The organism is Luteimonas sp. S4-F44 (assembly GCF_022637415.1).
Taxonomy (GTDB): Bacteria; Pseudomonadota; Gammaproteobacteria; order Xanthomonadales; family Xanthomonadaceae; genus Luteimonas.
The window spans coordinates 524,201-536,930 of the sequence record NZ_CP093340.1 but is presented as its reverse complement, the minus strand read 5'-3'; the positions used below and the strand labels follow the sequence as shown (position 1 = coordinate 536,930).

Here is a 12,730-nt window from a genome sequence, read left to right as displayed (position 1 = left end):
GGCCTTCGCCACGCCGCGCGGCGTCCGGCAAGACCGACGCACCGCATCTAGCGTGTTTTGGCGGCCGTCTTGCGCGAGGCCTTGGATGCCGTGCCGGCACGCGCCGCCGTGGTCGTCGTCGCGCCGACGGTCTTCTTGGTCGCCTTCCTCGTCGCCTTCTTGGCGGTCTTCTTTGCGACCTTCTTCGCAGCCTTCTTGGCGACCTTGCCCACCGCAGTCTTCGCCGCAGGCTTGGCGCCCGGACGCGCAGACGTCTTCTTGGCGGCCTTCGCCGGGCGCGCCTTCGCAGCCGCGCGTTCGACCGCGGTCCGTCCGGCGCCCTTGCGCTTGAGCGCAGCGATCTCGGCCGCGGCGGCCGACTGCGCGGTCTCCAGCGTTTCGCGCGCTGCGGCCACGCGCCGACTCACCGCATCGGCAGCTTTGGCCACGATGCGGCTGGCCCGATCGCCCAGCGTGCGGGCGCCGTCCGCCACGGCCGCCTCGGCGTGCCGGGCGGAGGTCTCGACCGATGCGGCGGCCGTCCGGACCCGCTTGCGCACGACTGCGACCACGTCGCCAGCGTGTCCAGCGGTCTTCCCCTTGTCCTTGCCCATGCTGCTGCCCTCGTCCTGTGCGTGCGGGCCGGTCGCCCGCACCGCGCAATGTAACGCGACCCGATACCCCCGAGTAGCCGCGCGTGCCGATGGCGGGCGGGCATTTTCGGCAACGCTTGGCCGGTGCGCCGGACAGGGTCCCCCACCCGGTCGCGTCGGGTGCGCAGCCGCCGCATGAATGCGGACTTCAACACCGATTCAAGCGCAGGCAGCGACACTGCGACGGCGCCGGCCGCCACAGGTCTCGCAGAGCGCTTGACCAACGCCGCCGCAGCCACCACGTTCGATTTCCGATCCGATTCGTTTCCGCCACGGCCAAGCCGACAGGGGATGCCACCGCCATGCGAGCCAAGACCACGCTTCTCGCCCTGACCCTCGCCGCCGCGTTCGGCGGCTTCGCTGCGACCGCGATGCGCGACGCACTGCAACAGCCTGCGGCGGCGACGCCGCCCGGGAGCGCCGCGGTGCCGATGGTCGCCCTGCCCGCCGCGGTCGATGGCCAGCCGCTGCCGTCGCTGGCGCCGATGCTGCGCCAGGTCACGCCTTCGGTGGTGTCGGTGCACACCAAGCAGCGCGTGCGGGTGAGCCCGTTCGGCAACGACCCCTTCTTTCGGCGGATGTTTCCGGAGCTATCGCAGGAACGCATCAACGAATCGCTCGGCTCGGGCGTCATCGTCGATGCCGCGCAGGGCTACGTGCTCACCAACCACCACGTCATCGAAGGTGCAGACGATGTCTCGGTGACGCTGTCGGACGGGCGTACGCTCGAAGCCGAGTTCATCGGCTCGGACGTCGACACCGACGTGGCGCTGATGCGGGTCAAGGCCTCGGGCCTGACCGCGATCCCGCTGGCCCAGGACAGCAACCTGCAGGTCGGCGATTTCGTCGTTGCGGTCGGCAACCCGTTCGGATTCGGGCAGACCGTGACCTCGGGCATCGTCTCGGCGGTCGAGCGCAGCAACGTGCCGGGCGTGGGCTTTCAGAACTTCATCCAGACCGACGCCTCGATCAATCCCGGTAACTCCGGCGGCGCGCTGGTCAACCTGCGCGGCGAGTTGGTCGGCATCAACACCGCCAGCTTCAATACCCAGGGCAGCATGGCGGGCAACATCGGCCTGGGCTTCGCGATCCCGATCGGCTTGGCGCGCAACGTGATGACCCAGCTGGCGACCACCGGCAGCGTGCAGCGCGGCACGCTCGGCGTCGACACCCAGACCGTCGATGCGCGCATCGCGCAAGGCCTGGGCCTGGAGGCGCCCCGCGGTGCGGTGGTCACGCGCGTCTACGGCGGTTCGCCGGCCGCCGACGCCGGGCTGCGGACGGGCGATGTGGTGATCGCCGCCAACGGACAGCGCATCGACAACAGCGAGGCGCTGCGCAATTTCCAGGGCCTGCAGACACTCGATGCGCCGGTGACGCTGGAGGTACTGCGCGACGGCAAGCCGCTGAAGATCGACACCCGCCTGCGCGCCCTGCCCCGCGACGGCGCGAGCTTCGACCCGCGCCTGGCCGGCGCGACACTGGCCGATCTGCCCGAGGCAGTCCGTCGCCAGAACAACCGAATCGGTGGCGTGCGGATCGAAAAGGTGGCCCCCGGCAGCCGGGCATTCGACAATGGCCTGCGCGAGGGCGACCTGATCCTGGCCGCCAACAGTGGCGAGTTCCGCGACCTCGCGGGATTCCGCGATTCGCTGGCCAACCGGCCGACCGATCTGGCCATGCGCATTTCACGCGGCGGACGCATCTACAACGTGATCATGCGTTGACCCCATCCGCGCCGTGCGCGTCCGCACGGCACGTCCCACACAGGAGTGAGCGAAGATGAGCCCCACCTCCACCGAAACGGTGAAGTCCAACCTCGGCGAAGCCGGCAACCACCTGGCGCAGGCGGCGCGTGATGCGACCTCGGCCGTGAAGAATGCCGCTGGCGTCGCGGGCGAAGAGCTCAAGCTCGGCAAGGCCAGCGTCAAGGCCGATCTCGCCGGTTCGGCCTCTGCCGGGTTGGCCGCAGTCGAGGAAGGCACCGCCGCTGCAAAAGAACAAGCCGACCTGCTCATGGAGAAGGGCCGCGACCTGATCGACAGTGCCGCCGACCTGATCCGCGAGCGTCCCATCGCAGCCTTCGGCACGGCGTTCGCGGCGGGCTGGATCATCGCCAAGCTCGCCCGCAGCAAGTAATCGCGGATCGACATGACCGAGCGCGTGACCGGGGAAGACCCGCGCGAGGGGCAGCCGGCCGGCAGTGCGACCCGCGCGCCCGGCGAAGCGCCGAACCTGGATGAAAGCGTCCGCCGCGTCCGCGCGGCGGCCAAGGAGACATTGGGCTCCGGGCTCGCGACCGGACGCGCGCTGCGCAGGCTGGTGTCGGCCGATTTCGCCCTGGCCCGCAGCGCACTGGGACGGGCCCTGGCGTGGTCGGCTGTCTCGGTGGTGTTCGGCGCCTCGGCGTGGTTGCTGGCCATGGGCGCCGCGATTGCGTTGCTGCAGTCCTGGGGCCTGTCGTGGCTGGCCTCGATCTCGATTGCGATGGCCATCAGTCTGCTGGTGACCGCACTGGCGGCCTGGCGGGTCTCGGTGTTCTTCGATCATGCTGGCATGCACGCCACACGGCGCCAGCTGACCCGACTGGGGATGTTCTCCGAGAGCACGCATGACGATGACGACGAGGACGTCCCGCCGCCAGCGCAGACACCGAGGACGCCATGAACTTCAAAGGACTCAAGACACGGGTCGAACGTGCCGAGGCGCTGGTCGACGGGCGCGTGGTGCAGACGCTCGACCGCCACGCAGCGTTGCGCTCGAGTTGGCGTGAGGCCTGGACGCCGTCGCGTATCGTGATCGCCGGCCTGATCGCCGGCTTCGCCACCGGGGTCGCCCAGCCCAAGCTGGCGCTGCGCCGGCTGGGCAAGCTGGGCGGGCCGAAGTCGCTGCAAATGGTCAGCGCGTTGTCGGGCCTGGCCTCCTCTATCCAGGCGACGATCGCAGCGGTCGGCGCCAAGCAGGCGGCCGATGCCACCGATGCCTCCGAAGAGGCCGCGACCGATGTCGCGAGCGAGGCGACGTCGCCGGCAGCGGCCGGCGTCACCACGACAGCCCCCCACAATCCGGCGGCCGGCTCGGCCGACCTCGCCGCCGGTACAGTCGACGACGCGGCGCCGGCCGCGGGTATCCGCGCCGACCGCCGGCGACCCGAGCCGGTATACGACGCTCAGCCCAGGCCTGCCGAGGCCGCCACCGAAATGTCGGAATCCGGACGCTGAGCGCCGCCCAGACGCGTCCTTTCCTTCGATGAGCACCCCGACCACGCCGCCTCCGCCGGAGGATGCACCGCCGCCGGTGCCCACGCCTGTCGCCCCCCGGCCGCGCGCCTCGACCGCGCTGGTGGTGCTGACCACGCTCGCGGTGCTGGTCACATTGTGGGCCGCGCAGGGCGTGATCCTGCCGGTGTTGCTGGCGATGTTCTTCGCATTGATTGGTAATCCCGTGCTGCGCGGCCTGCGTCGGCTGTGGATTCCCCGCTTCATCGGTGCCTTGCTGGTGCTGACCGCCGGGCTCACCGCCACCGGGTTGCTCGGCACCCAGCTCTACGGGCCAGCCAGCGAATGGGTGCAGCAGGCGCCCAAGCAGTTGCGTGCGCTGGCACCGCGTCTGCAGCAGATGACCCAGCCGGTGCAGCAGGCGAACCGGGCGGCCGAAACCTTCGCCCGTGCGACCGAGGACCGTCCGCAGCGTCGTGTGCAGTTGGTGCGGATCCAGGATGACAGTTCCTGGCGCACACTCGTCGCCACCCCGCGCATGCTGGCCTCGGTGCTGGCGGTGGTGCTGCTGACGTTCTTTTTCATGGTCTATGGCGAGAACCTGCAACGCAACGCGATCGCCCTGCTGCCCGACCGCCAGCGCCGCAAGCTCACTGTCGACATCCTGCAATCGATCGAGCGTGAGATCTCCCGCTACGTGCTGACCATCTCGATCATCAACACCTTGCTGGGCGCGCTGTTCGCCGGCATTCTGCTGTGGATGGGTCTGCCGCTGCAGGACGCGCTGTTATGGGGAACGGTCGTCGCGCTGCTGAACTTCGCGCCCTACGTTGGCCCGCTGATCGGCGTGCTGCTGATGCTGCTGGTGGGCTTCGTCAGTTACGACGGCACCTGGCCGACCCCGGCCTGGGCGCCGGTGATTCCAGCGGCGATCTACCTGGCGCTGCACACGCTCGAAGGCCAGTTCGTCACCCCGATCGTGCTGGGCCGGCGGATGGCGCTGTCACCGCTGATGCTGGTGCTGGCACTGCTGCTGTTCGGCTGGATGTGGGGGATCGTCGGCCTGTTGCTGGCGGTGCCGTTGCTGGTGTGCGTGAAGCTGGTCTTCCGGCGTGTGGAAGGGTTCGAGGGCTGGGCGCGGCTGCTGGCCTGAGCGCGCCCGTTACAATGGCCGCATGCGATTCCCGATCCGCGCCATCACCATCGATCTCGACGACACCGTGTGGCCGTTCGCGCCGATCGGCACGCGCATCGAACAGGCGCTCGACGCCTTCTTGCGCGAACACAGCCCGGCGACCGCCGAGCGCTATCCGATCGAACGCATGCGCGCCCTGCGCGCCCAGGTGTTCGCCGACAACGCGCACTTGGCGCACGATATCGAGGCCCTGCGCCAGCTCACGATCGAACACGCGCTGCGCGACAGCGGCGGCGATGTCGGTCTGCTCGACGCCGCCTACCGGGTGTTCCATGCCGAGCGCAACCGCATCGAGTTCTATCCCGACAGCCTCGAGGCACTGGCGCGGATCGCCGCCCACGTGCCGATGGCTGCGCTGACCAACGGCAATGCCGATATCGAGCATATCGGCCTGTCGCATCTGTTTGCGTTCAAGCTGGCCGCGCACGAGCACGGCGCCGCGAAGCCGGAGGCGAGCATCTTCCATGCCGCCTGCACGCGGCTGGGCTGCGCGCACGGCGACGTGCTGCACGTGGGCGACCATATCGAGATGGACGTCGCCGGCGCCGCGCGCGCAGGCCTGCGCAGTTGCTGGATCAACCGCGAGGGCCGTCGCTGGGAGCACCCCGAGCTGACGCCCGATCTCGAATTCGACACCCTCACTGCGCTCGCCGACTGGCTCGACACCGTGCCGACCGCCGCCGACGACGCCTGACCGGACATCCTCATGACTGACATCACCGACGTGTTCGCCGCCGACGCGCGCGACGCCCGCCCGCTGCACATCGTCTCGCGCAAGCACTTCGCCACCTGGCGCGACGACCAGCCGGCCGCCATCGGCCGCTGGCTCGATGCCTTGGCGTTCGATGGTGCGCCGGGCGCGTTGACCCTGCTACCCGGCGACGACGGCCTGGGCGGCGCGGTGATCGGCATCGGCGATGCGCACGATCCCGACAGCTATGCGCATGCCGTCTACGGCCTGCCCGAAGGCTGCTGGCGCCCGGTCGGCCACTACGCGCCCGACGCACTGCAGCTGGGCTGGGGCCTGGGCGCGTACCGTTTCACCCGCTACAAAGCCACCGCCCGCAAGCCGGCGCGCCTGGCGGTCGAACCGGACCCGGCGATCGTCGACCTGATCGCCGCGACCGCGCGCGTGCGCGACCTGGTCAACACGCCGACCGAAGACATGGGGCCCGACCAGATGGAGGCGGTGGTCGGCGACATCGCCGCCGCACACGGCGCCACGTTCGAGAGCATCGTCGGCGACGACTTGCTGGCACGGAATTTCCCGGCCATCCATGCCGTCGGCCGCGCCTCGCACCGCGCACCGCGTCTGCTGCACCTGCAGTGGGGCGACGCCGCGCATCCGCATGTGGCGATTGTCGGCAAGGGCGTGTGCTTCGATACCGGCGGGCTGGACATCAAGCCGGCCGACGGCATGCGCAACATGAAGAAGGACATGGGCGGCGCGGCACACGCGATCGCGCTGGCCGAACTGGTCATGACGCGCCGACTGCCGCTGCGGATCACGCTGCTGGTGCCGGCGGTCGAGAACGCGATCGGCCCCGATGCGCTGCGCCCGGGTGAAGTCATCGCCACGCGCAAGGGCATTACTGTGGAGATCGACAATACCGATGCCGAAGGCCGCCTGGTGCTGTGCGACGCGCTTGCCTTCGCCGCCGAACAGTCGCCCGACACGCTGCTCGATTTCGCCACGCTGACCGGGGCGGCGCGCATCGCGCTCGGGCCCGACCTGCCGGCTCTGTTCGCCAACGACGACGCGCTGGCCGCCGCTTGGATCGCCGGCGGCGAAGCCACCCGCGACCCGGTCTGGCGGATGCCGCTGTGGCGGCCATACCTGCGCTATCTGACCAGCGGCATCGCCGACATCGCCAATGCCGGCTCGCGCATGGCCGGCAGCGTCACCGCGGCGCTGTACCTGGAGCGCTTCGTGCCCGGCGACCTGCCCTGGGCGCACCTGGACACCTACGCCTGGAACGACAGCAGCCGTCCGGGCCATCCACAGGGTGGCGAAGCGCTGGGTCTGCGCGCGGCCTGGGCGATGCTGCAGGCGCGCTGCGGCTGAGGCTTCGCCGGTCGACGGCGCGGCGGCAACGCCGCGTCGTCAGCGCAGCCAGCCGCGCCGCGCGGCCGAGCGCGCGAACAGCCAGATCGAACCGACCACCAGCACCAGCAACAGCGGCATGGCAGCGCCGGTGGGAAACAGTGCGGGGAGCAGTGCCAGGCCGGCAGCGACCAGCACCGCGACCGCGACGAAGGCCGCAAGCAGCATCGGCACCGCCCAACGGCGCGCGATCAACAGCGCGACCGAACCGGAGGTGCCGGCGACCACGGCCAGGCCGGAGACGAGATCGAACCACATCGGGATCGCCGTCGCGTCGACATCGGCCTGCGCCGGCAGCGTGGCCAGCCGCAGCATCAGCAGCAACAGGCCGAACAGGTACCACAGCAATGCGATGAGGGCGACGACACGGCCGCCCAGCGGCATCGAGGATCGGATCACGGGGCCTTCCGGCAAACGTACCCGCGTGGGCACGGACACACGAGGCTAGCAGCCCGCCGCCGCCGCGCACAGCCGTGTGCGGCCGTCGCTACAGCCAGCCCTTCTGGCGGGCGAGCCGATAGGCTTCGATGCGGTTGCCGGCGCCGAGCTTGCCGATCGCCTCCGACAGGTAGTTGCGCACGGTGCCATGCGAAAGCTGCAGCCGCGCCGCGATCTGGGTCGCATCCAGGCCTTCACCGGCAAGCCGCAGGGCCTGACGTTCACGCTCGCTCAGCGGATCGGGTTCGCTCCAGGCCTCGAGCGCGAGTTGCGGATCGATCGCGCGTCCGCCGCCGTGGACCCGGCGCAGCGCCTGCGCGAGTTGCTCGGGCGGCGCATCCTTGAGCAGATAGCCGCCGACGCCTGCGTCGAGCGCGCGACGCAGGTAGCCGGACCGCGCGAACGTCGTGACGATGACCACGCGCACCGGCAAGCCATGACGCTGGATGCGCTGCGCCAGCTCCAGTCCGGTGAGGCCCGGCATCTCGATGTCGGCGACCAGCACGTCCGGGGCGAGATGCTGCAGCGCGCGCCAGGCCGATTCGCCGTCGCCCACCGCACCGACAACGGCCAGGTCCGGCTCCAGATCGAGCAGTGCGGCCAGCGCGCCGCGCAGCATCGCCTGGTCCTCGGCGATGAGGATGCGCAACGGCGCGTCGGCAGTGGGCATGCGCGGCATGGCGCGACGTTAGCAGGCCCCGGCGCGCAGGCGTGCGCCGGGTGAAGGCGCGGAGGCCGGCTGCAACGGAATGCGCGCATCGACGCGGGTGCCGTGAGGGCCGCCTTCCACGCGCAGGCGGCCGCCCAGCGCCTCGATGCGCTCGCGCATGCCCGACAGGCCATTGCCCGGCACGATCGCACCGCCGCGGCCATCGTCGACCACCTGCAGGCGGATTGCATCGCCTTCACGCGAGAATGTCGCCTGCGCGGTGCGCGCGCCGGCGTGGCGCTGCAGATTGGTCACCGCCTCGCGCAGCGTCATCGCCAAGGCCGTTTCCACCTCGGGCCGCAGGCCTGCGGCCGCGACGTGGTCGTCGAGCACGTAGTCGAACGCGATCCCATCGGTCTCAAGCAGCAAACGCGACGATGCGAGTTCGGCGGCGAGCCCGGCGGCGCGGATGCCGCTGACCGCCTGGCGCACCTGCGCGAGCGCATCGCGTGCGATGCCGCCGACCTCGCCGATCTCGCGGCGCGCGCCATCGGGATCGCGATCGACCAATCGCGACGCGAGATCGGCCTTCAGCGCGACCATCGACAGCGTGTGCCCGAGCAGGTCGTGCAGATCGCGTCCGATGCGCTCGCGCTCGGCAACCGCGGCCAGACGCCGGACCTCGTCGTGCGACAGCCGCAGCGCCGCATCCTGCGCGTGCCGCAGGCGGTCGACATGCACCAGCATGCCGATCACCCCGGTGGTGAGCGGCATCCAGGCCAGCGCCGTGAATGGATAGCCGAGCCCGTGCGCCCACACCAGCAACACCGCATTGAGCGCCACCAGCGTCAGCGCATAGCGCCACACCGACCCGCGCGACAGTGTGCCGAGGAACACGCAGCCGAACACGAAGTAACTCAAGCCCGACACATACCAGGGCAGCATGCCTAAGCACATCGCGATCATCGCTGCCGCGCACCACGGCGCGCGGCGCGGCGGCAGCACCAGGGCGCCGACGAACAACGCCAGGAACACGGGATACGACAGCAGCGTCAGCACCAGCCAGCGCAGGTCGTAGCCGCGCGGCGAGAACATCGGCACCACGAACACCCAGATCGACCACAGCGCGTGGATGCCCTCGCTCCAGGCCGGCCGGCCCTGGCGCAGGGCCATTCCCAGCACCGAATCGGGCGCCGGGCGCAGCCCCGCGATGGGATGAAGCGGGACCTGTTCTGGCGTCTGGGCGCTCACGGCCGCCAGCGTAACCGGCCCGGCGGACGGCAGGCGATCTGCGTCCATGCCTCTCAGCCCACCCGCACCAGCCGGCGCAGCGCGAGCCCCACACAGACCACCGTCGTCGTCGCCAGCACCGCGACGTGCCGCCCGGCGCCGTCGCCTGCATCGGCGCCCAGCACCGCGAGCGCGAGCTGGCCGTGGTGATAGGCCGGCCACAGCGGCGCCAGTTGCGCGAGCGCGTCGGGCAGCATCGACAGCGGCAGCCACAGACCTGACAGGAAGGCCATCGGCAGGAACAGCACGTTCGCCCAGGCCGGCGCGGCATTGGCGCTGGCGACGCTGCCCAGCAGCAGGCCGATCGCGCAGAACGGCAACGCGCCGAGCACGGTGACGGCCCACAGTTGCGCCCATTGCACGGGCGGCAGCGATACACCGCCGAACGCCGTCGCCAGCGCCGCCAGTTCCAGCACGATGACCAACGAGAACAGCAGCGCGATCGCGGCACGCGCCACCAGCCAGGCGCCGCCGGGGGCTGGCAGCGCACGCTGCAACGCGAAGAACCCGCGCTCGCGGTCGATCGCCAGCGTCACCGAACACCCGAACAGACCCGCCCCCATCGCGCCGAACACCCCGTACGTCGCCAGTAGATAGCGGGCGGCCTCGGCACTGCCCCGGTTGCCGCTGAGCACGAGTCCGAACATCGCGTAGAACGCGGCAGGAAACAGCAACGTCGGCAGCACGTACATCGGCTCGCGCAGTAGACGCAGCAGTTCGCAGCGCACCGTCTGCGCCACTGCGCGCACGACCGACGCCCGCCCGGCCGACGCACTGCCCCGTGCCTGCACGCTCATGCCTGTGCTCCCGTCCGGGCCTGCCCAGGCACGGCTGTCAGCGCCTCGGCCAGGTCCGCGCGGCGCACCTCGAGCCCGCCGGCCTGCAACAGCCTGCGCACCAGCGCGTCGGCGTCATCGGCCACGATCGTCAGGCGATCACCCGTCCGGGTCACCGACGCGACACCCGGCCAGGTCGCGATGGCGCCTTCCGGCAGCGCGCTGTCGCAGGCCACGCGCCGTTGCGCGACCCGCGCCCGCACCGCATCGACGCTGCCGGCGACACAGACACGCCCGGCCGCCAGTACCACGACGCGATCGGCCAACGCCTCGGCTTCGGCCAGGTCGTGCGTGGTCAGCAGTACGCCCGCCCCGCTGGTCACCAGGGCGCGGACCGCCTGCCAGACCTGTCGCCGGGCGTCGTGGTCCAGGCCGGTCGTCGGCTCGTCGAGGAACAGCAATTGCGGACGGCCGCACAGCGCGAGCGCGAACTGCACACGGCGCTGCTGCCCGCCCGAGAGCCGGCCATAGCGCCGCGACAGCAGCCCCTCAAGCCCGGCCAGGGCGACGCAGTCCGCCATGCTGTGCGGCGCCGGATACCAGCTGCGCACCAACGCGAGCAGTTCGCCCACCTGCAGCCGCTCCGGCAACTGCGCCTGCTGCAGCATCACGCCGATCCGTCGTCGGGCGACCGGGTCGGCGGGCGGGCGGCCGAACAACCGGGTCTCGCCCCGGTCGGCCGGTTGCAGGCCGAGCAGAACGTCGAGGGTCGTGGACTTGCCCGCACCGTTGACGCCGAGCAGCGCGGTGACCTGGCCGGGTGGCACCGCCAGGTCCACGCCGTCGAGCACACGGACGCGCCCGCGGGTGCGTACGACACCGCGCAAACGCGCGAGCGGTTCGACCGTGGCGGTGGTGGGGGCGTGGGCGATCGCAGGCATGGACATCGTCTCGTCTCCTTCGGACCGGCGCCACCAGTCTTGGGGCTGGGGCCGCGTGGCATCAGACGCAAACGTCAGTACGATCGCCTGACAGCTGTCACGTGCCGCCGGCACCTGCGCGGCGGCAGACTGTGCCGATGCGGCGTACTCGCCCGTCGGCCACGGCCAGCGGCCGATTGGAAACCGTCGTCCCCCGCGGTCACACTGGCCGCAGTTCTCCCGTCCAGGCTTCGATGAACACGAACGCAGACCTGCTCAAGGAACTCCGCATCGACCGCAGCGCCCCGCCGCCGCCGTCGCGTCGCCGCTTGTGGATCGGGCTGGGCATCGCGGCCGTGGTCGCGATCGTCGTGCTGCTCGCGGCCTGGCTGCTGGCGCCGCGCGCGATCGAGGTCGAGACCACGGTAGTGGCCGCGCCCAGCGTGCCGGGCAGCGCCGGCGGCTCGGTCCTCGACGCCAGCGGCTACGTCGTCGCCCGGCGCATGGCGACCGTATCGGCCAAGATCACCGGCCGCGTGCGCGAGGTGCGGATCGAGGAAGGCCAGCACGTGCAGGCCGACGAGATCCTCGCCACCCTCGATCCGATCGACGCCGATGCCCGGCGCGATCTGTCGGCCGCCCAGCTCGAGGCCGCGCGCAGCCAGGTCGCCGGCGTGCAGGCGCAGCTGACCGAGGCCGCCGCCAACGCCGATCGCCTGCAGGCCCTGGTCGGTCAGCAGTTGGTGTCCAAGGCGCAGTACGAGCAGGCCGTCGCCCAGCGTGACGCCCTGCGTGCGCAGCTGGCCACTGCGCGCCGCAACGCCAGCGTCGCCGACGAGCAGTTGCGGATCTCCACGATCGGCGTCGATGACACCCTGGTCCGCGCGCCATTTGCCGGCGTGGTCATCGCCAAGGCCGCGCAGCCGGGCGAAATCGTCTCGCCGCTGTCGGCCGGCGGTGGCTTCACCCGCACCGGCATCGGCACCATCGTCGACATGGACTCGCTCGAAGTCGAGGTCGATGTCGGCGAGTCGTACATCGGCCGGGTGTCGCCGGGCATGCCGGTCGAGACCACGCTCAACGCCTATCCCGACTGGAAGATCCCCGGCAGCGTGATCGCGATCGTGCCGACCGCCGACCGCGGCAAGGCGACGGTGAAGGTGCGCATCGCACTCGACGCGAAAGACGCGCGCATCGTGCCGGACATGGGCGCGACGGTGAGCTTCCTCGAACAGGCACGCCCGGCCGAGAGCGCCGATGCGCCGCGGCTGTCGCGGGTGCCGGCGACCGTGCTGGCCGAGCGCGATGGCGCCCAGGTGGTGTTCGTGGTCGACGGCGACGTCGTGCGCCAGCGTACCGTCGAGACGGGCCAGCGCATCGGCGGCAATGTCGAGATCGCTTCGGGGGTGACGCCCGGCGAGGTGCTGGTGGTCAATGCCCCCGACGCACTCGCCGACGGCAGCCGCGTCCGGGTCAAGGACTGATCATCCGCCGCCATGCGCGCATGG

Annotated in this window: 14 protein-coding genes; 8 read left to right on the top strand and 6 right to left on the bottom strand. The window is 71.0% G+C overall.

The annotated features are described in order from the left end of the window. Positions 1-47: 47 nt before the first annotated feature. Positions 48-593 carry a hypothetical protein gene (locus tag MNO14_RS02440; protein ID WP_241945220.1) on the bottom strand — a complete coding sequence of 182 codons (546 nt, stop codon included), beginning with the start codon at positions 591-593 and terminating at the stop codon, positions 48-50. A 341-nt stretch (positions 594-934) separates the two neighbouring features. On the opposite strand from MNO14_RS02440, the gene MNO14_RS02435 reads away from it, so the two are divergent. Genes MNO14_RS02435 through MNO14_RS02405 form a run of 7 tightly spaced genes read left to right on the top strand, consistent with a single transcriptional unit; the run spans position 935 to position 7,110 of the window. Further along, positions 935-2,359 carry a Do family serine endopeptidase gene (locus tag MNO14_RS02435; RefSeq protein WP_241945219.1) on the top strand — a complete coding sequence of 475 codons (1,425 nt, stop codon included), beginning with the start codon at positions 935-937 and terminating at the stop codon, positions 2,357-2,359. Between the two features lie 55 nt (positions 2,360-2,414). Next, positions 2,415-2,771, top strand: a complete 357-nt coding sequence (locus MNO14_RS02430) for a hypothetical protein (protein WP_241945218.1) — start codon at positions 2,415-2,417, stop codon at positions 2,769-2,771. A gap of 12 nt (positions 2,772-2,783) precedes the next feature. Further along, positions 2,784-3,299 (top strand): phage holin family protein, encoded by a 516-nt coding sequence (locus MNO14_RS02425; RefSeq protein WP_241945217.1) that lies wholly within the window; start codon positions 2,784-2,786, stop codon positions 3,297-3,299. Continuing rightward, positions 3,296-3,853 (top strand): protein sip-5, encoded by a 558-nt coding sequence (locus MNO14_RS02420; protein ID WP_241945216.1) that lies wholly within the window; start codon positions 3,296-3,298, stop codon positions 3,851-3,853. Before MNO14_RS02425 ends, MNO14_RS02420 begins: the two co-directional genes overlap by 4 nt. A gap of 28 nt (positions 3,854-3,881) precedes the next feature. Beyond that, a complete protein-coding gene (locus MNO14_RS02415; RefSeq protein ID WP_241945215.1) occupies positions 3,882-5,003 on the top strand; it encodes an AI-2E family transporter in 1,122 nt (373 codons plus the stop codon). A gap of 22 nt (positions 5,004-5,025) precedes the next feature. Beyond that, a complete protein-coding gene (locus tag MNO14_RS02410; RefSeq protein ID WP_241945214.1) occupies positions 5,026-5,739 on the top strand; it encodes an HAD-IA family hydrolase in 714 nt (237 codons plus the stop codon). Positions 5,740-5,751: 12 nt separating this feature from the next. Then, positions 5,752-7,110, top strand: a complete 1,359-nt coding sequence (locus MNO14_RS02405; RefSeq protein ID WP_241945213.1) for a leucyl aminopeptidase family protein — start codon at positions 5,752-5,754, stop codon at positions 7,108-7,110. 39 nt (positions 7,111-7,149) lie between these two features. Here the strand turns inward: MNO14_RS02405 and MNO14_RS02400 are convergent, their stop codons facing one another. From MNO14_RS02400 to MNO14_RS02380, 5 genes are all read right to left on the bottom strand, one after another. Further along, the gene (locus MNO14_RS02400) at positions 7,150-7,548 is read right to left on the bottom strand and encodes a hypothetical protein (RefSeq protein ID WP_241945212.1); all 399 of its coding nucleotides are present in this window, start codon (positions 7,546-7,548) and stop codon (positions 7,150-7,152) included. Positions 7,549-7,636: 88 nt separating this feature from the next. Next, positions 7,637-8,257: a response regulator transcription factor gene (locus MNO14_RS02395; RefSeq protein ID WP_241946238.1), complete on the bottom strand. Its 621-nt coding sequence runs from the start codon at positions 8,255-8,257 to the stop codon at positions 7,637-7,639. Positions 8,258-8,275: 18 nt separating this feature from the next. Then, complete coding sequence (locus MNO14_RS02390) at positions 8,276-9,409, bottom strand: sensor histidine kinase (RefSeq protein ID WP_241946237.1); 1,134 nt, start codon at positions 9,407-9,409, stop codon at positions 8,276-8,278. Positions 9,410-9,540: 131 nt separating this feature from the next. Further along, positions 9,541-10,323 (bottom strand): ABC transporter permease, encoded by a 783-nt coding sequence (locus MNO14_RS02385; protein ID WP_241945211.1) that lies wholly within the window; start codon positions 10,321-10,323, stop codon positions 9,541-9,543. Continuing rightward, positions 10,320-11,243 carry an ABC transporter ATP-binding protein gene (locus tag MNO14_RS02380; RefSeq protein WP_241946236.1) on the bottom strand — a complete coding sequence of 308 codons (924 nt, stop codon included), beginning with the start codon at positions 11,241-11,243 and terminating at the stop codon, positions 10,320-10,322. The genes MNO14_RS02385 and MNO14_RS02380 overlap by 4 nt, the downstream gene beginning before the upstream one ends. A gap of 233 nt (positions 11,244-11,476) precedes the next feature. Between MNO14_RS02380 and MNO14_RS02375 the strand changes: the two genes are divergently transcribed. After that, positions 11,477-12,706: an efflux RND transporter periplasmic adaptor subunit gene (locus tag MNO14_RS02375; RefSeq protein WP_241945210.1), complete on the top strand. Its 1,230-nt coding sequence runs from the start codon at positions 11,477-11,479 to the stop codon at positions 12,704-12,706. Positions 12,707-12,730: the final 24 nt, after the last annotated feature.